We start from the raw sequence: 23,469 nt of genomic DNA on the forward strand, positions 1-23,469 counted from the left end.
CTTTAATTCTAATTAGAGTTCAACAAAAAATATGATACGCGAAAATGTCATCTGCAACCTGCATGGTCTAAGCAAGATAATGTTTCTTCGATATCTTTTAATAAATCCAAGAAAAGAACAGGTTTTGCAGGTGACAATGGTTTTGCCTACTTTTGCCGAAACAAAAGTAGGGCGAGCAGCAGGCTAATGACAAAATTGGATGAAAATTCGATAAAACTCCGCCAAGATAATTTTTTTCAATCGGTTAGATCAACAATTACTGCGAATTCGACTTACCACTAAGACCCTTTTATTTTTAAATTAAATTGCAGCTTGTATGGTTTGTATCTTTGCCACTTCTTGCTGTTTCAGTAAATTACGTTGAATTTTGCCACTCGACGTTTTCGGCAAGCTTTCAACAAACTCAATCTCTTTCGGATATGCATGTTTAGATAAACGTGAACGCACATAGGCTTGGAGTTTGCTATCCAATTCTTTAGAGGCTTGGTACTGAGGTTTCAGCACCACAAAAGCTTTCACCACTTCAGTGCGTTCTGGGTCAGGCTTACCAATCACAGCCGACTCTAAAACCTCTACACACTCAAGCAAAGTACTTTCGACATCAAAAGGCCCAACTCGATAGCCTGACGTTGTAATGACATCGTCAGCACGTCCAACAAAATCGACACCGCCAATTTCATTCAGTTTGACCGTATCACCAGTTAAATAATACTGTCCCACAAAGGACTTTCGATTATTGCCACCATAGCCCTTAAACCATGTCAGTGGTGACTGGCTAAAGTCTATCGCCAACGTTCCAATCTCTCCGCGCTTCACTTCTTGGTGGTTCGCATCCAGTACAGCAAAGCGGTGTCCAGGATTGGCAAAGCCTGCCGACCCGACTTTTTTCTCATGCTCCAGTGCATGATGGTTGGCAATCACCATGCCCAACTCAGTTTGTCCATACTGGTCATAAATGTTGACGTTCAGATCATTATTGAACCAATGAATCACTTCTGGGGTCAAAGGCTCACCTGCACTACTGACGGCACGTAAGTGAGTTTTAATGGAAGGATCAAACTTTTCTTTGAAACCGAAGAACATTCGAAAAGCTGTAGGCGACCCCGTTAAGTTACTGACACGATACTTTTTAATAACCTCAACCGCATGATCCACGCTAAATGCACGCTCATCCATAATGATGCTATGCCCCAAGCTGAGCGGGCCTGTGATTCCATAGTACAACCCATAAGCCCAGCCCGGATCGGCTAAATTCCAGAATGAATCATCATCTCTTAAATCTACCGCATATTGCATATAGCCCTTAAAAGCCAAAACTGCTTTTAAAGGGACAGGCACTGATTTCGCCAAACCTGTGGTGCCCGAGGTAAACATCATCAGGAAATCATCATCAAAGCTACGTAAAACAGCTTCACATTGATCGGACTGTTGTTCTGCTTCCTGCCAAAAATCAGCTTCATTACTGGTGAAATTTATTCCCGCATTCACAGTCAGAATATGTTTGACTTCAACATGATTTAACTTTGGACGTTGCTCTGCATTGGTCACAATCAATTTAGTATTCGCAGTTAAAACTCGATGTTCAATCGCCTTCGACTCAAAAGCGGTGAACAGAGGTTGATAAATTGCACCGATCCGCCATGTTGCTAAAATCGTAATCAATAGTTCTGGCGTACGCGGTAACAGCCCTGCGATGCAATCACCCACTTGAATGCCAATATGTTTAAAATAATTTGCCAACTGTGCTGAGGCAACATCGAGCTGTTCAAAACTCCATTGCTCAGACTCTCCATTTTTTCCTTCCCAAATGAGTGCTATTTTTTGCTGCCCGACATAACGCTGACAACACTCAATATAGGCATTCATTGCATTGGGTTGACCGACCAATTGTTCTTGAATCAGTTGCTCATAGTTAAATTCTTGATGGGCTTGTTCTAATGTCTTCATCACGACAACCTCGTATTATCCATTTTAAAAGGCCAAATCCACTTTGGCCGTCCATGTTCTTTATCGTTTTAAGCGTTGAACTGACCTCATTGTCAGTCCTTATTGTTTGAATACCCAGAGCAGCTCAGCTACTCGACTTAATACCTGTAACTAACGGCTACACCTAGATAACCATGTTTTAAATGCACCTACAATTTCCAAATCCCTCAATGAAAATGCAAGCTTTGAACATCGACCAAGGTCTAAAACTGAGTCAACTTAAACCTTGGTGACTTCACGTGCAATGACCAGACGTTGAATATCAGATGCTCCTTCATAAATCTGGCTCACACGAACATCCCGATAAATTCGCTCAACTGGAAAATCTGAGACATAGCCATAACCACCATGAATTTGAATAGCATCAGAACAAACACGCTCCGCCATAGTTGAGGCAAACAGTTTGGCCATAGACGCTTCTTTTAAACACGGCAATCCTGCATCCTTCAAAGCGGCTGCATGGAAAATTAACTGCCGTGCCGCTTCAATTTGTGTCGCCATATCAGCTAAACGAAAAGCAACCGCCTGATGTTGTACAATTTCAACACCGAAGGCTTTACGGTCATTGGCATATTCAACCGCAGCATCTAAAGCGGCGCGCGCCATGCCTACTGATTGTGCAGCAATACCGATACGTCCTGACTCCAAATTTGAGAGCGCAATTTTATAGCCCTCACCTTCCGCGCCTAGCAAATGATCTGCTGGAATGCGGCAGTTCTCTAAAACAATGGTTGCCGTATCTGAACAGTGCTGCCCCATCTTTTCTTCTATACGAGAGACGATATAGCCTTCGGTATCGGTTGGGACTAAAAAGCAAGAAATACCTTTCTTATCCGCAGCCTTGTCTGTGACTGCAAAAACCAAAGCGACTTGAGCATGCTTTCCTGTGGTAATAAATTGTTTGGTTCCATTCAGCACCCATTCATCGCCCTCACGAACGGCTTTACACTCCAATGCTCCTGCATCTGAGCCTGCTTGTGGTTCAGTGAGACAAAAACATCCTAACCACTCACCTGTGGCAAGCTTACTTAAATATTTCTGCTTTTGCGCATCAGTGCCATAACGCTGGGTAATGCCACACGGCAGTGAGTTTTGCACACTGACAATAGTCGAAATAGCACCATCACCTGCTGCAATTTCCTCAAGTGCCACCACCAGTGAAATATAATCTAGGCCCGCACCACCCCACTCAGGTGAAACAGTCATACCCAAAGCACCTAACTCACCCAGCTCTTTGAGTTCTTGCGCAGGAAACTGTGCCGTTTTGTCACGTTCAGCTGCGGTTGGTTTCAGTTTTTCCTGCGAATAACTACGCAACATATCCTGAACCATTTTTTGTTCTTCATTTAAAAGCATGGAGTGTCCCTTCTCTGTTCAGGTTATTAAATTTAATAAATATTTGATACACGGTGACCCATTCGCAACCTGAAAGCCTTTCAAAAGATAATGTTTCTGCGAGAAAGTAGTCTGTAAATTCAATAAAACAGGTTTTGCGAATGGAGATGGTTTTGCCTACTTTTCCCGAAAGAAAAGTAGGTCGAACCGAAGGTTATAAGAAGCCTTTACTTATCGACGCAAGACTCCGTTATAAATTCAAAGATCACAAGTCAAAATAAATTATTTAGGCTGCATACGAATCGCGCCATCTAAACGAATCACTTCACCATTCAAATAACTATTTTCAAAAATATGCCCCACAAGCTGAGCAAACTCCTGCGGTTTTGCCAAACGCTTCGGAAATGGAACCATTTCACCTAGCGCATCTTGTACATTTTGCGGCATCGCCTTCAACATTGGCGTTTCCATAATGCCTGGAGCAATGGTCATCACTCGAATTTTTTCACGTGCTAGCTCGCGTGCCAGCGGCAAAGTCATTGAGACAACCGCGCCTTTCGATGATGCATAAGCGGTCTGGCCAATTTGTCCGTCATAGGCTGCAACTGAAGCTGTATTCACAATCACGCCACGTTCTTCTTCACCGGCTTGAGGTTCATATTTCGCGATTAACTGCGCAGCAAAACGCAGCATATTAAAAGTACCTGAGACATTGATGTTTAATACTTTTTGGAATAAAGCCAGCTCATGAATACCCTCACGACCCAACACTTTGGCTGAAGGCGCTACACCTGCACAGTTCACCAAACCATTCAATTGTGCATATTCCGCCTCGACTTCTTGGAAGAAACTTTGCACGGCGTGCTCATCAGTAACATCAAGGCTTTTAAACTGAGCATTTTCACCCAACTCACGCTGTAGCTCTTCACCTAAAGCTTGGTTCATATCTACCAAAATGACTTTCGCGCCTTGTTCAATCAAATGACGTGCTGTTGCCGCACCTAAACCCGATGCACCACCTGTAACGACAAAAACCTTCCCTTGAATCTTCATTTATTTTTCCTTGTATGATTGAATGCTACCACTTAAGAAGAAATGTAAACACAGAACCCTTTAAGTACAATTTCCAAATATTGCATCTTCCATGATGGTTTTGGACAATGCTCAAAATGCACAATAAAAATATGGAAGCCACTATGACTGCATCGGAACATGCAAACGCCAAGAAAGATTCCATTTCAATTGCTTTGGTACACGAAGCATTGTTTGAAGCTGAAAAGCAGGGATATGCAGTTGCTGATATTTTGAAAAATGCAGGCATCAATAACGAACTGTTAAGTGCGACAAAAGCACGAGTCTCAGTCAATCAATATGCACAGCTCTGGATTGAACTGGCCAATGTCATGAATGATGAGTTTTTTGGGATGGATCGTCATGCTATGCGCCGTGGCAGTTTTCAGTTTTTGTCTAAATCACTATTACACACCACCCAGCTGGACCAAGCCATTCAACATATTTTGCAGTTTATGAATCTGGTGCTAGATGACTTTAGCAGTCAACTCATGGTGCAAGAGCATTATGCCTATATTGTGATTTATGAACGACAACAGCCCCAACGCATGTTTAGTTACGCGACTTATATCATGCTGATTCATGCACTTATGTGTTGGCTAGTGGGTCAACGGGTGATTTTGAATCAAATTCAACTCAAATGTGATGCGCCTAGAGATGATATCGACTACAAAGTTCGTTTTTGTGAAAATATCCAGTATCAAATGGCTGAAAACTACATTCAGTTCGATGCCAATTATTTAAAAATGCCAATAAAACAGGACAGTAAATCGTGGTATCAATTTATTCAGCAAACTCCACATATTTTACTGACCCGTTATAAAAACCCACATTCAACCAGTGCCCAGATTCGTCGCTACTTAATGCAAGAGCCACCTATACAATGGCTTGAACTGTCTGAAATTGCCCATCATTTCAATATGTCTGAGGCGACTATTCAGCGGCGACTGAAAAGCGAAGGTTTCAGTTATCAGCAACTGAAAAATGATATACGCCGTGATATGGCGATTGAGTTGCTCAGTAACAGCCAAGTATCATTACAAGACATTAGCACTGAACTCAATTTTCATGATCCGAGTGCGTTCCACCGTGCTTTTAAAAAGTGGACTGGGGTCAGTCCCGGTGCTTATCGTCAAAATAAGGACGCTTAACTCAGGTCGATTGGTATAAGCAACTACGAGATGCTCTTGCTCTTTCTACATCACAAATCACTAGCCAATAAAATTCTCTCGTTCAAGTAAAACCTTAACATTCTATTGTTCTGACTTGGGTTTTAATTTGCCAAATGAAATGTCAACAGAGCTTATACATTAAATTGAATTTTTGATGCTCATTCATCGGAAAATCAAGGTGCTGTCGCACTTTGTCACTGACTTCAAAAAATTAACTGCCATAGTGATCTCGTCATATTGTTCTTGACACAATGTTGAATAAAAACATCATGGAGGGAAAACATGAGTAGCCAATTAAATAAAAACTTAATGAAAAATATCGGATGGTTATCATTATTAGTGTGCAGTCAGCCAGTGATAGCCGACTCATACGTTTATGTGACCAATACCACCCCTGAAACAGTCTCCGTCAATATTAATCATCATGGTACACGCACCTTAACGCAAGGGAGTCAATGGGCTCAAGAAGCCACTCAAATTGCCCCTTATGAAACCAAACGTGTACTGCGTTATAACCGTTATACTGGGCTAAAGTCAGGCCAAACCTATAATTTTGATACCGTGATTACAGGCGGTGGTTCAAGCGTCACCCTGAAACAATCTATGACTGGCACTTGGTCTGGCAGCGATATTAAACATTCTGCATCTGGCAGTGATTTCTCTGCACCATGGTTCAACGACCGTAACATTCAGCGTTTCAACACCAATTATGCAGGAAAAACGGCGCAGACTGCTTTTAAAGCTGAATACACTGGTGGTTATGACGACTTCCACTACACCATCCATCAAAATACCGTGCCAGAACCTGTTGCCAGCAGTGCCGATGAGTTTAAAGTTTTAACCTACAATATTTATGCCCTTCCTTTGGTGGCAAGTAAAATTGATGAACGCTTAGAACAACTACCACAAAACCTAAAAGGCTACGACGCGATTTTATTCCAAGAGACCTTTGCTTCTGGTCGTACCGCCATGTTGGCCAAATTAGCTCAGGAATATCCGTACCAAACTTATATTCCAGTCGGTTCAGGCTACAACATTTATGACAGCGGCATATTGGTTGCCAGTCGCCACCCGATTGTACAAACGGATCATTTTATTTACCCAAGCTGTACAGGGATTGACTGTTTTGCCGATAAAGGCGTGATTTATGCTGAAATTCTCAAGAATGGCAAAGCCTATCATGTGACCTCCACGCATACCGCATCGTTTGATACCGACGCGGCACGTGATATGCGCCAGCAACAATTTAAGCAAATCCGCGCTTTGGTCGATAAGCAAAATATCCCGTCATTTGATGCAGTACTTATGGGCGGTGACTTTAATGTCAACAAGCTACTGTGGCCGCAAGATTATGCACAAATGCAAATTAACTTGAATGGTACGGTACCAGTCAGCACAGGATATACCGAATCAACCTTCGATCCACGGGTGAATAAACTCGCAGGTGCAGGACTCACGGGCGGCTCTACCGTAGAGTATTTAGACTATGTGGTGTCATCCAATAACCACCGTCAGCCTATACAAGCACGTAATGATGTCCGTATTCTTCGCTCGGCTACCGATCCCTTGTTTATGACTTGGGACTTATCTGACCACTTCCCTGTCATGGGCCAATTCCAATACAACCCATGAGGAAGAATAATGAAGCGCTTACGGCTTATCGCTTTGGTGCTGAGTGTATTGGTGATCGGTGTGGTGATATGGTTGGGCCTTGGCCCATCCTATGCCACATCGGGTCAAACTCAGGCATCCTCACCGTCCCTTACAGAGACTGCTCAACCCAGCAGTTTGCAAGAGAAGCTTGCTGCTGCAAACAACGACGAGTCAAAAATGCAGCAACAACAGCAACAAGAATCCATCCAACAAATTATTCAACACTTTCAAAAAAATCCGGGCAATATCACACAATTATTAAACCAGTTACAGCTAAACTGCCCCGATACCAACTGTCAGGCATTATTAAAACAGGTATTGGACAAATATCCAGATCAGCAGTTTGCCCAGACTTTAAAACAATTGATAGAACGCCTGCCACTGTATGAAAAAGAAATGCAAGCTAGAACTATGTCCACACAAATGACTCCACAACAGCGTTATCAGGAAATTTGGAACTTACGTGAACAGACTTTAGGTAAGCAAGAAACACAACTCGGCTTTGCTGAAGAAAAAGAATTTGCCAGCTATCAGTTTGCTTATGGTGAACTCTTGGGCCGAGCACCGCAAATGACGCTACAACAACGTCTGAGTGAACTCTCGCAATTACAGCAACAATATAAAAACCCGAGCAAAAACATTGATGGTCAAAGTGGTGGTTATGATAAAGCCCTTAAATTGGCTTTAATTGGCGTCACCGATCCAATACAACAGCAAGAAATTACCCAACAAATTCGTAACAGCTACTTTTCAGGCAAAGAAGCAGCGCAAATGGCTGAACGCGAACAACAAGTCGCTCGTCAGCAACAACAGATCGCCAGTTACCAATCTGAGCTTACTGCTCTAAACCAAGAAATGAACCAGCAAAAACAAAACTTAGCTGAAAGTACATGGCAACAGCAGTACCAACTCCGCCTAGAACAACTGAGGCAAAAGCACTTTAACTAGTGGCTTAAACGTTCATCATTCTCCACCCCAAACAAAGACAGCTAAAGCAAGGTGATGTACCTCATCTTGCTTTAGCTTGTATTTATAAATTGAAATTCCACAATCTTTTGAATCTGCATCTGTAATCTCAAAATAAAGTAATTTGCAACAGCACTGACAACATAAGTAATATATTTCAATAGCTTAAAATAAACTCAAATAAATTTTTAATTAAAATTTCACAATATTCCATATTAAATTGCTTCTTTTTGATCTATCCGAGCCCCTTGCAACAGTCGTATGAAATGCACACAGGCACTCAATTTAATAAATTTAAGCTTTTCATTCACTTAACAAATCCATCTTTCATTTATCGGAATCTATTTGCAAAAAGCTCCAAAATGGATTATTTTTCAACCAATTTTAAAGCATTCTTTAATGCTTACTTTCTGGCTGTACTCCCCCTGTTTAATCACCTTATTTCTTTTAAAGGTTATGACATGCTTAAAATGATTGATGTTCTCGATCAACGTCTGGTGCAAAACTTTACTCAAGCTTTGCAGTCTCCTACCCCACAATTTGAAGAGCAACTGGATCAAGGCATTCTCAATGCATCAGACCTCGAATTAAATCATGCTGTTACTGCATTTTTTAATGAAGTTGATGCGATTGAAGCTGCTCAAGCGTTGGATATTAGCGCTGACCGTATTCAAGCCCTGCAGTTAGGTGCATCGTTTAAAGATGAACAATATCTAGCCGATCTAAAGAAAATTGTGACGCTTTGCCTTGCACTTGAAACTGATGCTTTAGAGCAAGTTGAAGTGTCTGACAGCTTACAAGACTATCCTATGTAAGCGTGTCATCCCTCAAAAAAAAGCGACTTTTACAGTCGCTTTTTTACATTCAAAATGAATGATTTAGTTATGCAATCTTCATATAAGAAGAAATTATTCTATGCTTTTTGGAAGTTATTCTATACTCCAAAAACTGCACATAGCTCAATCAAGTTATTAAAATTCAGATAGTTAAACTAAGACCACCCGTTTATTTCAATTTAATATTTTGTTATCCATTTTTCTTTTTTTATTTTTCGCATCCATCAGGTTAAAAGAACCCACAAATGAACTTATTTAAATGATGCAACATGAAAAACTTTAAACTACTGAGCACTTCACTGATTTTAGGTCTGATCGGCTCTTATGCCCATGCCGCTATTCCAAACACACTCAAACTCGATTATGCCTATTACGCACCAACCAGTCTTGTGGTGAAAGAGCAAAAACTGTTAGAAAAAGCCCTACCTAAGACTGAAATTAAATGGGTGTTTAGCCAAGGCAGTAACCGTTCGCTGGAATATTTAAACAGTGGCAGTGTCGATTTTGCTTCAACCGCAGGGCTTGCAGCCGTACTCAGTCGTGCCAACGGCAGTCCAATTAATACCGTATATATCCAGAGCCAACCTGAATGGACCGCTTTGGTGGTTGCTAAAAACTCCCAGATTAAAAGTTTAAAAGACTTAAAAGGAAAGAAAATTGCAGCAACTAAAGGCACAGATCCATTTCTGTTTACCCTACAAGCATTGGATACAGTGGGTCTAAATAAACGTGACGTGCAACTGGTCCATTTACAACATCCAGATGGCAAAACAGCTTTAGAACGTGGTCAAGTCGATGCTTGGGCAGGCCTAGATCCGCTGATGGCTTCGGCACAAGTGCAATCTGGCGCAAAACTACTGTATCGAAATATTGGGTTTAATAGTTATAGCGTGCTCAGTGTCAAAGAGTCTTTTTCTCAGCAAAGCCCCGAAGCCATTGAAGCGGTAATTAAAGCCTATGAACAAGCACGTAAGTGGGCCAAAGCTAATCCAGAGAAACTGGCGGAGTTATTGGCACGCGAGTCCAAACTTCCGTTGAATGTCGCAAAATTACAATTAAGCCGTACCAACTTTGATCAAAACATTCCTTCAGCCAAACAAATTGCAGCATTACAAAAGTCTGGCAGTATTTTGAATGAAGAAGACTTAGTCCGTAAAGGAACAAATGTCAATCAAGTCGTGACTCAGTTGTTTAAGCCACAATATGCACAAAAGGTTGTAAGCAAATAATGACCAAGTCAGTCGCGAGCTCTTTCACCCCTATTGAAGTGAAAAAGGGTTCCTCATTTCAGTTGAAATTGAAGAGTGTTCTCAAAGCGATCACCCTTCCAGTGCTCTTACTGATTGCTTGTGAATATCTGGTCCGTGCAGGTTTTATTGAACCTTATTTATTGCCTGCACCCAGTAGTTTATGGCAAACCTTTCTAGATTTATGGCAGGCAGATTTATGGATGCATGTCTGGACCAGTACATGGCGGGTATTCTTAGGCTTTTTTATTGGCAGTGTTCTGGCATTAATTTGTGCGATTTTGGTCGGACTCAACAAACAGGTTGAAGCATTTTTAGAACCCAGTTTTTCAGCGATTAAATCCATCCCAAGCTTAGCGTGGATTCCTCTACTTTTACTGTGGTTGGGAATAGATGAAGCATCAAAAATCACCCTGATTGCGATTGGCGCATTTTTTCCGACCTATACCAACACGGTCGCAGCGATTAAAGGTGTCGATCGTAAGCTCATCGAAGTCGCGCAAGTCTATCGACTGAAATACTGGCAGCAAGTCCAACAGATTATTTTACCTGCGGCATCTCCGGGAATTTTAACGGGACTACGCAACAGTTTAAGTTTGGCATGGATGTTTATGATTGCCGCAGAACTGATTGCAGCGACACAAGGCATTGGTTACTTACTGAGTGATGGACGAGAAACTTCGCGTCCCGATATTGTGATCTTAGCAATTATTCTTTTAGCCGTACTTGGAAAATTCAGCGATGGCATTATGAAAGCCATGGAGACTTGGCTACTGCGTTGGCGTGACGTATTTGGAACATAAGGTAGAAAAAATAAAAGCGCATCAACTGCGCTTTTATTTTGAAGGGAACAATGAAATTATTGTGTCCACTGCCCTAAAGTGACGCGGTCATTCCCACCATAATCTTTTACCGTACGGACTTGCTTATAGCCCGCTTCTTTAAAGATTTTCTGTACAGCGGCAGCTTGATCATAACCATGTTCAAGCACCACCCAGCCATCGAGGGTTAAATGCTTTTTGCCTTGCTGGATAATGACTTTTAAATCAGCCAAACCATGATCCGCAGCAACCAAGGCACGTTCAGGTTCAGTTGCTAAGTCTTGCATGTGTGTATCATCAGCATCAATATATGGCGGATTCGATACAATCACATCAAAAAACTTTCGATTCAGCGGTGCAAACCAACTACCACACACAAAAGTTACGTCATTTAAGTCATGTTTTTCTGCATTTTGCTGAGCAACGGCTAAAGTCGGCTCATAAATATCGGTCGCCGTGATGTCCCACGTGTCCCGTTCACTGGCCAATGAAAGCGCAACCGCACCCGTCCCCGTGCCTAAGTCGACAATGCGCGCATCTTCAGGTAAGTCTAAACGTAGTACAGTTTCAACCAGTACCTCGGTATCTGGACGTGGCACTAAGGTATCAGGAGTGACAATCAGATCCAGCGTCCAAAATGGCTGTGAACCTGTCACATAAGCCAAAGGCTCTCCTGCTTCGATTCGCGCAAGTGCTGCAACATAGGCTTGCTCTTGCTCATCGGTCAGCACTTGGTCTTTTTTCATAACCAAATCAAAAGAATCAATTTTGGTAATGTGTTCCAGCAACCATGCATTTTCTTGACGTTCGTAACTCTCAGCTTCACCACGTAAAGCCAAAGCTTGGGCAATATTCATTATCCACCATTCTGCTGTGCAAGCATCGCAAGCTGATCTGCTTGGTATTCGCGGTGTAAGCTATCTAATAGTTCAGTTAAATCGCCTTCCATAACCGCATCTAACTTGTATAATGTTAAGTTAATACGGTGATCGGTCATACGACCTTGCGGATAGTTATAGGTACGGATACGCTCTGAACGATCACCCGAGCCGACCAAGTCACGGCGCATTTCAGACGTTGCTGCATCAGCTGCTGCACGTTTTGCATTTTCCAAACGTGAAGCAAGTAAAGCCATGGCTTTAGCTTTGTTTTTATGCTGTGAACGCTCTTCCTGACATTCCACCACCGTTCCTGTTGGAATATGGGTAATACGCACAGCCGAATCGGTTTTGTTGATGTGCTGACCACCCGCACCTGAGGCACGGTAGGTATCAATACGTAAGTCTGATGCATTAATCTCGACCGTTGTATCAACATCAATTTCAGGCAAAATCGCAACAGTACACGCCGAAGTATGCACGCGTCCTTGAGACTCCGTTGCAGGTACGCGTTGTACACGGTGCGCGCCACTTTCAAACTTCAAGCGGCCGTAAACGCCCTCACCATTCACCAAGCAAATGATTTCTTTATAACCACCGTGTTCGCCTTCATTTTCAGACAACACCTCAATACGCCAGCCTTGTGATTCAGCGTACTTGGTGTACATGCGGTATAAGTCACCCGAGAAGATAGCGGCTTCATCACCGCCTGTACCCGCTCGAATTTCCAAATAGGCAGAATTGGCATCATTTGGATCTTTCGGAATCATTAAAATATTTAAATCAGCTTCTAGAGACTCAATAATGGCTTTATTTTCTTTAATTTCTTCAACAGCCATTTCCTTAAAGTCAGGATCTGACAACATCGCTTCAGCCGTTTCAATGTCTGCTTCTGCTTGTTTGTACTTGGTCCAAACTTCTGTAATTTCAGTCAAATCACTATGTTCACGTGACAGTTGGCGGAAACGCTTGTTATCTGAAATCACTTCTACATCTGCAAGTAATGCTGTTAATTCTTCGTGACGGTCAGAAAGTTGATCTAATCGTAAACGTAACGATTCTTTCATTAGGAAAATATCTCAATATAAAGGCTGCAATACAGTTTCACAGCACCAAAAAATTTGCGCTTAGTTTAACGACTCTATCGCCCAAAGAACATCTTTATTCAATATGGACTGATTTTTACTCCATATAAGCTAAATCGAATTTGTATATTTTTGAAAATAGGTTCAGCCATTGACGTTAAAAATTAAAATAATGATCTACACCCACTCCAACTACTTTTAATAGCACTTCATTCGTCTATGACGCAGAGTGTGAATTACATCACTCCTAGGTTTATCCACATTTGCACGAGTCTGGATAAATTTCATTCGCATTATTCACATTTGTAATAAAACTGATACAAACAAGAAACCAACGGGTTTCAATTTGGTTTCAACTCTTCACAATTAACTAGAATCTTTTTGTTACATTAGCGCCATCGAAATAAATACGACAGTTCAACCAATGTTGGACATGGAGAAACACATGAAACTAAATACACTCTTAATGTCAGCAACATTAGCGACAGCATCCATGTTTACTGCAACTGCGTATGCAGATAATACAACCCGCGTTGCTGCTGCAAGTGCTTTAGGTAGTGTTGCAGGGACTGCAATTGGGAAAAACATGGGCGGTAACACTGGTGCAACCATTGGTGCAGCACTGGGTGGCGCAGGTGGTGCAGCTGTTGCAAGTGACAAACGTAATCGTACAGAATCTGCTATTGGCGGTGCCATCGGTGGTGGTGCGGGTTATACCGTAGGTAAAAGCATGGGTGGTACCAACGGTGGTTATGTCGGTTCGGCATTAGGTGCAGCAGGTGGTGCAGCACTAGGGAATAAAATCTCAAAAGACAAACAAACCAGCTCTTACCATGGAAAAAAATGGAAAAAGAAACACCGTAAACACCATTAATTTACAGCATTGTAAAGATGTCATAGAAAGCACCTTCGGGTGCTTTTTTATGGCACAGATCAAGACGTAATTCCACAGAGCTAAACTGGTAGAAAATACGAAGAGTCGTTACATAGCATTTACCAAAGCAACAATTTTGATAAAGTTTCTCTTCATTATTCTTCCTATATGTTTCGCTAAAGTGAAATCAAGACGAAATGAACATACTCTTAGGAGTCTAAAAATGAAAATCAAATCAATTTTAATGAGTACTGTAATTGCAACTTCTGCATTAACAATGACGACTACATACGCAGGCAATAGTACGAATACAGCACTGACTTCTGCGCTTGGTGGTGTAGTCGGTGCCGCAATTGGTAACCAAATGGGTGGACAAACTGGTGCTATGATTGGTTCTGCCATTGGCGGTGGTGCAGGTGCAGCCGCTTCAGCCAACAAACGTGACCGTAATGGCGCAATCATTGGTGCAGCACTTGGCGGTGCAGGTGGTTATACAGTAGGTAAAAACATGGGTGGCACCAATGGTGGTTATATTGGTGCGGGCTTAGGTTCAGCAGGTGGTGCCGTTCTCGGTAAAAAAGTCTCAGAAGACCGCCGTTACGATGATGAAGATGACCGTCGCTACAATGATCGTTATGACCGTCGTGATAACAACCGTGGTTACCGCTACAATAACTATAAATACAATGATCGCGACTACCGTGGTGACAATGGTCGGCACTTAGGCTGGTACAAAAACGGCAAACGTTAAGTCATCTATAAAAGTTTCCAAATAAAAAAGCACCTTCGGGTGTTTTTTTATTTAAGAAATAATCTCTGTCTCAAAAAGCTAAAGTACAACCGATCAACAGCACAATTTGAATATGATCTTCTCATTCATTTTTAATGGTTGTATTAAATTTATCACTGTTGCAATTCAACATATTAGCGACTGATTTATCGTGCAGACAAAATACATCGAATAAAAACGATATACAAAACCCTGCTTATATCGTATTATTTCGATATACACCGCAAATTTGAGAAGCCGAATGCGCACATTGTCCGAAACTCAATTTTCTATTTTAGAATTAGCTCCTGTCCGCGAAGATCAAACTGTACAACTCACCCTACAGCATAGCTTAAAATTGGCCCAACAAGCTGAACGTTTAGGCTATAGCCGACTTTGGCTTGCAGAACATCATAATATGGATGGTATTGCCAGCTCTGCTACTGCGGTGCTACTCGGCTATTTACTCGCGAATACCTCAACTTTAAAAGTCGGCTCAGGTGGCATTATGCTCCCAAACCATGCGCCACTTGTGGTAGCAGAACAATTCGGTACACTTGCTACACTCTACCCGCACCGTGTTGAGTTAGGTTTAGGTCGCGCACCCGGTACAGACCAAGTCACCATGCGCGCACTTCGTCGTGGTCGTCAAGAAACTGAAGAACAATTCCCACAAGATGTCTTAGAAATTCTGCATTACTTTAAAAATGCTGAGCCGAATCAACGTATTGTTGCAACGCCGGGACAAGGGACTCATGTGCCAGTATGGTTACTCGGTTCAAGTTTATTTAGCGCACAACTCGCAGCAAAACTCGGTCTTCCCTACTCATTCGCATCACACTTTGCACCGCGCATGCTGAAACAAGCGATTCAGCTCTATCGTGAAAACTTTGAACCTTCTGAATACTTATCAAAACCTTATGTGTCGATGGGTGTTCCTACGGTCGTTGCTGAAACTGATGCTGAAGCGGAGTTCTTGGCAACAAGTGCCTATCAACGTGTTTTAGGTCTGATGCGCGGTCAAAGCTTAAAGTTAAAAGCACCGATTTCCAGCATGGATGGCCTTTGGTCAGCTGCGGAAAAAATGTCCGTAGACAGTTTCTATGCTATGGCACAAATTGGTTCCAATGGCACCGTAAAAGAAGGCTTGAAACAACTTCTTTTAGAATATGATGTCGATGAATTTATTTTCACTTGTGACATCTATGATACAGAGAAACGTTTAGAAAACTTTGAACGTTTAATGCAGATCAAAAATAGCTAAGCGGACGTGAACCTATTTGCCCAATGACTGTTCTATCGACATTCATTGGGCAAAATGAATACTAACCCTTTGCATCTCTGTCCATCCTTAAAAGCATAATCAAAATATGTTATCGCCTTAGACTAAAGTTAACGTGACTGCTCAGACAGTTAATCATTTTGCCTTTTTAGAGTAAAAACACTAAAAATAAAAGATTAAGGAAAAACTAAAAAAACAATTAAGGATCGAGCATGGTTAATTTACATCCAACAGATAGCCTATCGGGTTTATTTCAAAACTATCCCGAATATTTTCAGCATTTCAGAGGTCAACTGATTGCATCATCAGACATTAAACAGCATGATTTTAACCAACAACGTGTTGCGATTATTGGCACCAATCAGCACACGGTAAGTGGACTTGAGTCAATCTGTCAGGTGGCACAATCTGTTCGTGTTTTTCAAAATGAACCTCACTTCATTTTACCCAAAACAGAACGCGGGGTTCAGCGCTTAATCCAGCATCCATTAGTCATTAAAAACCGCCGATTATTTAGTACCCGTATTAAATGCCTATTGGCTTTACGTTTTTTAGAAACCCAAGTTGCTGACCCATGGCTCAGACACCAACTTAAGCCTAATACTGCTGCCAATAAACTCAAATTCTTTAAGTCCGATTTCTACTACCATGCTTTACAGCGTGAAAACTGTAAATTGGTGACTTGGCCAATTGTGAAAATTCGAGAACATGATATCCAGAGTCTTGATGGTGCAGAACATCCAGTTGATGTGATTATTACCACCTATACACACTAGACATCCGTGGGTAAGCATTTTAGCTTGCCCTCTTTAATTCACTACACCTTGATATTGATAAGCTGACTTTCCACGTGTATAGCGCAAATACTGACCTGTTGGCTGACTATTTTGATTCAGTAATTTGATATCAACATACTTTAAATCTTTCGAAACCCGAATATACGAACCCTGACGCGCTTCATCATAATGACAGTCATAATCTACTTCTATCGAACTCAACTGCTTCTTATTTTTCGTTTGAAAAATTGGGGCTGGTGTTAAAGCTTGAGCATGCATTTTAAAGGCTTGAATTTGATATAGACCGTGGCAACTATCCCCTTTGTAATAGCTTTGCACCAAGTAAATCGGTTGCGTCCCCATTTTCACTTGATCAATATTTAAAATATAGCCCGTATTGATCGCTTGAAGCTTGCTAGACGGTCTCGATTTCATCTGTACATAGGATGAAAATTCACCCATAGTGCCACCACCGCCCACATCAAAGGTATAGAATTTAAGCAGTCGATCAGGTGAGCTATTAATCTTTAGTCTAAGATCTTCAGTTAATTTGGGGAAAGAATAAGCATAGCTTGCAGTATTTTTCTGGATTAAATCGACAATATCCTGTTCGATTTTCTGATTGACTTCATAAAAATCCAGTGCTGCATATTTTAAAATAATCGCTTGTTCGGACTGCTGAATGGATATATTTTCCGCATAAAGTGTCATATTAAAAGAACTGAACAAAATAAGACTAAAAATGCGTTTTGATATTATTTTCATATAATCTGATCTATATTTTTCTATTTATAGCGAAATTAATAAACAGTATAAAGCATCACCACGATGACCCTTTATACTGTCATCTCGATATCAACCAATGCGACGTTTTAGACCCGTCATTTGGAGTACACGAGTAGAAATTTCCTCAATTGACATTTCAGAGACATTTAAATATTTAATCCCCTCAGAAATATAGATCCCTTCAATGGCGCGTAGTTCCATTTGGCATTGACTAAAGCTTGCATAGCGACTATTCGCCTTACGTTCAGAGCGAATGGCAACCAAACGTTCAGCATCAATCATTAAACCAAACAGCTTATGCTTATGCGCTCGAAGTACTGCAGGTAAGCGGTTATCATCCAAGTCTTCTTCAGTCAGTGGGTAATTAGCAACACGAATTCCAAACTGTAATGACAAGTAAATCGAGGTCGGTGTTTTCCCCGAACGTGAAACCCCAATCAAAATCAAATCGGCCTTGTCATAGTGACGTGTACGTGCACCATCATCGTTATCTAAGGCAAAATGCACCGCATCAATACGCGCTTTATAAGACTCAGAATCGGTCACCGCATGGGTCTGTCCGACTAAAGTTGTAGGTGGAGTGCCTAACTCTTCAGACAACTTACTTATAAGCCCCTCAAATACATCAAGATTTACTGCATTTGCAGTATTAATAATATCCCGCACATACGGGTCAACCAATGTGTCAAACACCAATGGTTTTTGACCATCTTGTAATGCTCTTTGATTAATCTCAGCTACAACATTGGTCGCAGCTTCTTCTGAACTAATATAAGGAATAATATGAATGTCAAAGTCAACATTTGGAAACTGCGCCAATAGAGAGTGCCCAAGGGTTTCTGCGGTAATTGCAGTGCCATCTGAAATAAAAAAAACACTCCGCTTAAACTGTTTACTTTCTGACATTAAAATTCTCCTTAAACATTTGTCTTAGTGCTATATAATCTTTATAGTAAACCGATCTTACATGACTGTCGCTTAGTAAAATCAAAAAGCTAAGTAGATTTGTTATAATCTGATGCCAAGATAGTGATTAAATACTGCAAAAGTGGAGTAACAACTTTGGAAGCGCGCGTAATTGGTCTAGAAAAATTAGGGAAACACGACGTTGAACTCGTAGGTGGGAAAAACTCATCTCTAGGTGAAATGATCAGCCACCTATCAAATGCAGGTGTATCTGTACCAGGTGGCTTTGCTACTACAGCTCAGGCATATCGTGAATTTCTCGAGCAAAGCGGCCTAAACGCTAAAATCAATGCAGAGCTAAAAACACTCAATGTTGATGATGTAAATGCTTTGGCTGAAACAGGTGCTAAAATTCGCCAATGGATTGTTGACACTCCACTTACAACAGAACTAGAAAAAGAAGTTCGTAAAGCATTTGAAGAACTTTCAAACGGCAACCCTGACATCGCGGTTGCCGTTCGTTCTTCTGCAACAGCAGAAGATTTACCAGATGCGTCTTTCGCAGGCCAACAAGAAACTTTCTTAAACATTCGCGGTATCGACAACGTTTTGATCGCAATCAAAGAAGTGTTTGCATCACTATATAACGACCGTGCAATCTCTTATCGCGTACACCAAAACTTTGCGCATGATGTGGTGGCTTTATCTGCTGGCATTCAACGTATGGTCCGTTCTGAAACGGGTGCAGCGGGTGTAATGTTCACTCTTGATACTGAATCTGGTTTCCGTGATGTCGTCTTCATCACTGCTTCTTATGGTTTGGGTGAAATGGTTGTTCAAGGTGCAGTCAACCCTGACGAATTCTACCTCTCTAAACCACTTTTAAATGCAGGCAAACACGCTGTATTACGTCGTAATTTGGGTTCTAAACACCAAAAAATGATTTATGGCGAAGAAGCATCTGCGGGTAAATCAGTTGTTGTGGTTGATGTTGAAAAGCAAGAGCGTCAACAATTTGCATTGAACGATCACGAACTTCAAGAACTTGCAAAACAAGCGCTCATCATTGAAAACCATTACGGTTCTCCAATGGACATCGAATGGGCAAAAGATGGTGATGACGGTCAAATTTATATCGTTCAAGCACGCCCTGAAACAGTGAAGAGCCGTGAAAACGTCGGCACAATGGAACGCTACCTTTTGAAACAAAAAGGTACAGTAATTTGTGAAGGTCGTTCAATTGGTCAACGTATCGGTTCTGGTAAAGTACGTATTGTTACGTCTATTAAAGAAATGGACAAAGTACAAGACGGTGACGTTCTTGTATCAGACATGACTGACCCAGACTGGGAACCAGTAATGAAACGTGCAGCTGCGATTGTTACTAACCGTGGTGGTCGTACTTGTCACGCTGCAATTATTGCGCGTGAACTGGGTGTTCCAGCAATCGTGGGCTGTGGTAATGCAACTGAAGTTCTAGTAGACGGTCAAGAAGTGACTGTTTCATGCGCTGAAGGTGATACAGGTTTCATCTATGAAGGTTCACTAGACTTCGAGATTCAAACCAATTCAATTGAATCTATGCCAGCACTTCCATTCAAAGTAATGATGAACGTTGGTAACCCTGACCGTGCATTTGACTTTGCACAAATTCCAAATGAAGGGATTGGTCTTGCGCGTCTTGAGTTCATCATTAACCGTATGATCGGTGTCCACCCTAAAGCATTGTTGAACATTGACAGCTTGCCACGTGAAACACGTGCTGCGGTCATGGCGCGTACTGCGGGTTATGCATCTCCAATCGAATTCTATGTTGAAAAACTAGTTGAAGGTATTTCTACCCTCGCTGCTGCATTTGCAGACAAGCCTGTGATTGTTCGTATGTCTGACTTTAAGTCAAATGAATATGCAAACTTGATCGGTGGTAAATTATACGAGCCTGAAGAAGAAAACCCAATGTTGGGCTTCCGTGGTGCAAGCCGTTACGTGTCTGACAACTTCCGTGACTGCTTCGAGTTAGAATGTCGCGCGTTGAAAAAAGCACGTGACGAAATGGGCTTAACCAACATTCAAATCATGATTCCTTTCGTCCGTACTGTACACGAAGCAAAACGTGTCATCGAATTATTGGCTTTAAATGGTTTGAAACGTGGTGAAAATGGCCTGAAAGTAATCATGATGTGTGAGTTACCAACGAACGCATTATTGGCTGAACAGTTCCTTGAACACTTTGACGGCTTCTCTATCGGTTCTAACGACTTAACCCAGTTAACACTCGGTCTAGATCGTGACTCTGGTATCGTATCTCACCTATTTGATGAACGTGATCCAGCTGTTAAAGCGCTTCTATCTATGGCAATTCATGCATGTCGCAAAGCAGGTAAATATGTGGGTATCTGTGGCCAAGGTCCTTCAGATCACCCAGATCTTGCGCAATGGCTCATGGAACAAGGCATCGAATCTGTATCACTAAATCCTGACTCAGTATTAGACACATGGTTCTTCCTTGCAGCAGAAAAAGTTCAAAAATCTTAATTTTTTGATGCGATAAAAAAAGACCCTTTCACGGGTCTTTTTTTATGCCGACTACTTTTAGGTGTCGTCATTAAAATAAGCCCCTTTATACAAAGCTTCAGCTAAATTCAGCATTCATATATCAACATCTTGATTTAGCAAAGATCGTATTGCGATAAAACTAGAAGAGACGACTCATTCCTTGCTACACTGTCATAAGTTTTGTGTATCTTTGGTTAATTTCATCTTGAATTTTCCCAGACTATCCACAAGTTTTAACATAAGATTTTTCTATTTGTTTTTAATTTGAAAACAAATACATCTATTATTTTGACATCCCAATTTATATTTTGAGATTAAGTTTATATGCAGATTTACTTGGCACGAAATAATCAACAAGCCGGTCCATATACCTTAGAGCAACTGAATCAGATGCTCGCAAGCCAACAAGTTTTATTGACGGATTTAGTTTGGCATCAAGGTATGCCTGAATGGAAAGCTTTAGGTGAACTCACCCAAGGAAAACTGGCCTATGAACCTGCAGGCTATCAAGCTCAGCCTCCTATTCCTGAACCAGTACAGCTGACAAACCAATTCGCACAGCAGAACCGTACGACTGCAAAAGCGGTTCAACCTGAACTTGCCTCTATTGGTACTCGTGTTTTGGCGAAAGTCATTGATTTATTATTATGGTTACCTGCAGCTGCCATTCCCTCATTTTTCTTGCAAGCCGATCAGTTCGGTGAACTCACCGAAATTCAGCAGAAAATGCAAGCAGCTACAACGGCAACTCAAGCCAGTGAACTGCAAGCGCAACTATTTCAATTGATTCCCACTGAAGCTTGGACAAGCATGGGCATTTATTTGCTGATCATGCTTGGTATTCAAGCCTTTTTCTTGGCAAAAAATGGTCAAAGTATGGGTAAAAAAATCACCAAAATTAAAATTGTAGATATTGAAACCAACGAAAAAGTTAGTTTAATGCGTGTATTCACATTACGCAGTGTTGTCTTTATTGTGCTCAACATGCTATTTATGCCATTCATCACGATCGTCGATCACGTCTTTGGTTTAAGCGCAAAGCGTCAAACTTTGCACGATAAGCTGGCTAAAACCAAGGTTATTAAGCAATAATTTGGGCATATTCGGACTGAGGTTTAGCACACCTCTATTTCCCGCAGTATATTGATATTCAATATAAATATCCAAGGAAAAACACCCAATTCCGAGTAAAAAAATCGGTTTTTATAACAGTCATTTAAAGCATCTTTACGTATAGCTTAGTTTGTCGATATGAGGCATAATGCCCTACAACGTAGCGGTGTCTTATGATTGAGAAGTGTTTTTAGTCTTAAAAAGAAACTTTTCAATCATGCGACACTTTAATCGCTATCCCAATTTTATTAGGGAATGGGACTCTTCACCGAGGTTGTAAAATGAGACAAACGATTTTAGCTGTATTGTCTTTATCTACGATTGCCGCGCTCTTGACTGGGTGTGGCGGTGATATGGTACTTCTAAACTCGAAAGGTCCAGTTGCACAAGGTCAATCTGACTTAATGATGACTGCGATCTATTTAATGCTGTTGGTGGTTATTCCATCAATCATTATGGCATTATGGTTTGGTTGGAAATATCGCGCGTCGAATAAAGATGCAGACTATAAACCTACATGGGCACACTCTACTACAATTGAAATTGTAGTTTGGGGTATTCCTGTCATTATTATTGGTATTCTGGCGTGGTTAACTTGGTGGGGTTCACACAAGTATGACCCTTACCGCCCTATCGAATCCGATAAAGCACCTGTAAATGTTCAAGTCATTGCAGAACAGTTTAAATGGATCTTCATTTATCCTGATCTTAATATTGCTACGGTTAACGAAATTCGTTTCCCTGAAAAGACTCCAATTGCACTTAAATTAACTTCTAACTTTACGATGAACTCATTCTTCATCCCTTCGTTAGGCGGTCAAATTTATGCAATGGCAGGTATGCAGACTCACTTGAATTTGTTAGCAGATGGAACTAGCCCAGCTGAAGGCTACCGCGGTTTCTCTTCAAACTATTCAGGTTATGGCTTCTCGCAAATGCGCTTCCGTGCTCACTCTTTAACAGACGCTCAATTCGCTGAATGGGTTGCTGCTATTAAAGCAGGTAACGGTACAAGCATTAATCCAAAAGCTGTACAAAAAACAATTTTAGATCAGTCTGAATTTGCATCTTTACGTGACGGTAACCGTGGTAAGCATCAAATTGAAGCTTTAATTGCAAAAGCAAAAACTCCTGAAGAGAAGGCTGCTGCTGAAGCAATGAAGCCTTACCCAACTAAGCCACATCCAGTGACTTACTACTCTTCTGTAGAGCAAGGCTTGTTTGAATCAGTGATCAACAAATACATGAGTAACTATCACGGTGCTGATCATTCAGCAACTGCGGGTGCTCACGGGGCTGCTGCTTCTGAAGCACATGCCGCAGTTGAACCTGCTTCATCAGTTGTAGGGGAATAAGA

General features: G+C 41.4%; 20 protein-coding genes. 13 read left to right on the forward strand and 7 right to left on the reverse strand.

What is annotated here, in order from left to right:
• Nucleotides 1–300: 300 nt before the first annotated feature.
• From ACE01U_RS04640 to ACE01U_RS04650, 3 genes are all read right to left on the reverse strand, one after another.
• On the reverse strand, nucleotides 301–1,947 hold the full coding sequence (locus tag ACE01U_RS04640) for an AMP-binding protein (RefSeq protein WP_395578876.1): 1,647 nt from the start codon (nucleotides 1,945–1,947) through the stop codon (nucleotides 301–303).
• Nucleotides 1,948–2,205: 258 nt separating this feature from the next.
• The gene (locus ACE01U_RS04645; RefSeq protein ID WP_395578817.1) at nucleotides 2,206–3,342 is read right to left on the reverse strand and encodes an acyl-CoA dehydrogenase family protein; all 1,137 of its coding nucleotides are present in this window, start codon (nucleotides 3,340–3,342) and stop codon (nucleotides 2,206–2,208) included.
• A 261-nt stretch (nucleotides 3,343–3,603) separates the two neighbouring features.
• Entirely contained in the window at nucleotides 3,604–4,374 is a 771-nt protein-coding gene (locus ACE01U_RS04650; protein ID WP_395578818.1) for a 3-hydroxyacyl-CoA dehydrogenase, read from the reverse strand.
• A 143-nt stretch (nucleotides 4,375–4,517) separates the two neighbouring features.
• Between ACE01U_RS04650 and ACE01U_RS04655 the strand changes: the two genes are divergently transcribed.
• From ACE01U_RS04655 to ACE01U_RS04680, 6 genes are all read left to right on the forward strand, one after another.
• On the forward strand, nucleotides 4,518–5,543 hold the full coding sequence (locus ACE01U_RS04655) for an AraC family transcriptional regulator (protein ID WP_395578877.1): 1,026 nt from the start codon (nucleotides 4,518–4,520) through the stop codon (nucleotides 5,541–5,543).
• 330 nt (nucleotides 5,544–5,873) lie between these two features.
• Nucleotides 5,874–7,196 carry a sphingomyelin phosphodiesterase gene (locus ACE01U_RS04660; RefSeq protein ID WP_395578878.1) on the forward strand — a complete coding sequence of 441 codons (1,323 nt, stop codon included), beginning with the start codon at nucleotides 5,874–5,876 and terminating at the stop codon, nucleotides 7,194–7,196.
• 9 nt (nucleotides 7,197–7,205) lie between these two features.
• Nucleotides 7,206–8,165, forward strand: coding sequence for a hypothetical protein (locus ACE01U_RS04665; RefSeq protein ID WP_119062898.1), 960 nt, complete (start codon nucleotides 7,206–7,208; stop codon nucleotides 8,163–8,165).
• Between the two features lie 479 nt (nucleotides 8,166–8,644).
• Nucleotides 8,645–8,998, forward strand: coding sequence for a hypothetical protein (locus ACE01U_RS04670; RefSeq protein ID WP_110974163.1), 354 nt, complete (start codon nucleotides 8,645–8,647; stop codon nucleotides 8,996–8,998).
• 290 nt (nucleotides 8,999–9,288) lie between these two features.
• The gene (locus tag ACE01U_RS04675; RefSeq protein ID WP_395578819.1) at nucleotides 9,289–10,248 is read left to right on the forward strand and encodes an aliphatic sulfonate ABC transporter substrate-binding protein; all 960 of its coding nucleotides are present in this window, start codon (nucleotides 9,289–9,291) and stop codon (nucleotides 10,246–10,248) included.
• Nucleotides 10,248–11,069 (forward strand): ABC transporter permease, encoded by an 822-nt coding sequence (locus tag ACE01U_RS04680; RefSeq protein ID WP_395578820.1) that lies wholly within the window; start codon nucleotides 10,248–10,250, stop codon nucleotides 11,067–11,069. Before ACE01U_RS04675 ends, ACE01U_RS04680 begins: the two co-directional genes overlap by 1 nt.
• 56 nt (nucleotides 11,070–11,125) lie before the next feature.
• Here the strand turns inward: ACE01U_RS04680 and prmC are convergent, their stop codons facing one another.
• Both prmC and prfA read right to left on the reverse strand, forming a co-directional pair.
• Nucleotides 11,126–11,944, reverse strand: a complete 819-nt coding sequence (gene prmC, locus ACE01U_RS04685) for a peptide chain release factor N(5)-glutamine methyltransferase (protein ID WP_395578821.1) — start codon at nucleotides 11,942–11,944, stop codon at nucleotides 11,126–11,128.
• Nucleotides 11,944–13,032, reverse strand: a complete 1,089-nt coding sequence (prfA, locus tag ACE01U_RS04690) for a peptide chain release factor 1 (protein WP_110974166.1) — start codon at nucleotides 13,030–13,032, stop codon at nucleotides 11,944–11,946. Before prfA ends, prmC begins: the two co-directional genes overlap by 1 nt.
• Nucleotides 13,033–13,495: 463 nt before the next feature.
• Here prfA and ACE01U_RS04695 point away from each other — a divergent pair, with 463 nt between their 5' ends.
• From ACE01U_RS04695 to ACE01U_RS04710, 4 genes are all read left to right on the forward strand, one after another.
• A complete protein-coding gene (locus ACE01U_RS04695) occupies nucleotides 13,496–13,924 on the forward strand; it encodes a glycine zipper domain-containing protein (RefSeq protein ID WP_086207722.1) in 429 nt (142 codons plus the stop codon).
• A gap of 223 nt (nucleotides 13,925–14,147) precedes the next feature.
• On the forward strand, nucleotides 14,148–14,675 hold the full coding sequence (locus ACE01U_RS04700) for a YMGG-like glycine zipper-containing protein (RefSeq protein ID WP_086207723.1): 528 nt from the start codon (nucleotides 14,148–14,150) through the stop codon (nucleotides 14,673–14,675).
• Nucleotides 14,676–14,955: 280 nt separating this feature from the next.
• Nucleotides 14,956–15,957 carry an LLM class flavin-dependent oxidoreductase gene (locus ACE01U_RS04705; RefSeq protein ID WP_395578822.1) on the forward strand — a complete coding sequence of 334 codons (1,002 nt, stop codon included), beginning with the start codon at nucleotides 14,956–14,958 and terminating at the stop codon, nucleotides 15,955–15,957.
• 230 nt (nucleotides 15,958–16,187) lie between these two features.
• Complete coding sequence (locus ACE01U_RS04710; RefSeq protein ID WP_395578823.1) at nucleotides 16,188–16,751, forward strand: NAD(P)/FAD-dependent oxidoreductase; 564 nt, start codon at nucleotides 16,188–16,190, stop codon at nucleotides 16,749–16,751.
• A 33-nt stretch (nucleotides 16,752–16,784) separates the two neighbouring features.
• On the opposite strand, the gene ACE01U_RS04715 is transcribed toward ACE01U_RS04710, so the two are convergent.
• Nucleotides 16,785–17,462: a hypothetical protein gene (locus tag ACE01U_RS04715; RefSeq protein ID WP_395578824.1), complete on the reverse strand. Its 678-nt coding sequence runs from the start codon at nucleotides 17,460–17,462 to the stop codon at nucleotides 16,785–16,787.
• Between the two features lie 144 nt (nucleotides 17,463–17,606).
• Nucleotides 17,607–18,443: a posphoenolpyruvate synthetase regulatory kinase/phosphorylase PpsR gene (gene ppsR / locus ACE01U_RS04720; RefSeq protein WP_086207727.1), complete on the reverse strand. Its 837-nt coding sequence runs from the start codon at nucleotides 18,441–18,443 to the stop codon at nucleotides 17,607–17,609.
• A 156-nt stretch (nucleotides 18,444–18,599) separates the two neighbouring features.
• Here ppsR and ppsA point away from each other — a divergent pair, with 156 nt between their 5' ends.
• The 3 genes from ppsA to cyoA all read left to right on the forward strand — a co-directional run bounded on the left by ppsA (nucleotide 18,600) and on the right by cyoA (nucleotide 23,467).
• Nucleotides 18,600–20,978 carry a phosphoenolpyruvate synthase gene (gene ppsA, locus ACE01U_RS04725; RefSeq protein ID WP_119062902.1) on the forward strand — a complete coding sequence of 793 codons (2,379 nt, stop codon included), beginning with the start codon at nucleotides 18,600–18,602 and terminating at the stop codon, nucleotides 20,976–20,978.
• Nucleotides 20,979–21,323: 345 nt separating this feature from the next.
• Nucleotides 21,324–22,091, forward strand: a complete 768-nt coding sequence (locus ACE01U_RS04730) for an RDD family protein (RefSeq protein WP_395578825.1) — start codon at nucleotides 21,324–21,326, stop codon at nucleotides 22,089–22,091.
• A 302-nt stretch (nucleotides 22,092–22,393) separates the two neighbouring features.
• The gene (cyoA, locus tag ACE01U_RS04735; protein WP_086207730.1) at nucleotides 22,394–23,467 is read left to right on the forward strand and encodes a ubiquinol oxidase subunit II; all 1,074 of its coding nucleotides are present in this window, start codon (nucleotides 22,394–22,396) and stop codon (nucleotides 23,465–23,467) included.
• The last annotated feature ends 2 nt before the right edge of the window (nucleotides 23,468–23,469 follow it).

The sequence above is a fragment of the Acinetobacter halobius genome (genome assembly GCF_044130335.1).
GTDB lineage: Bacteria > Pseudomonadota > Gammaproteobacteria > Pseudomonadales > Moraxellaceae > Acinetobacter.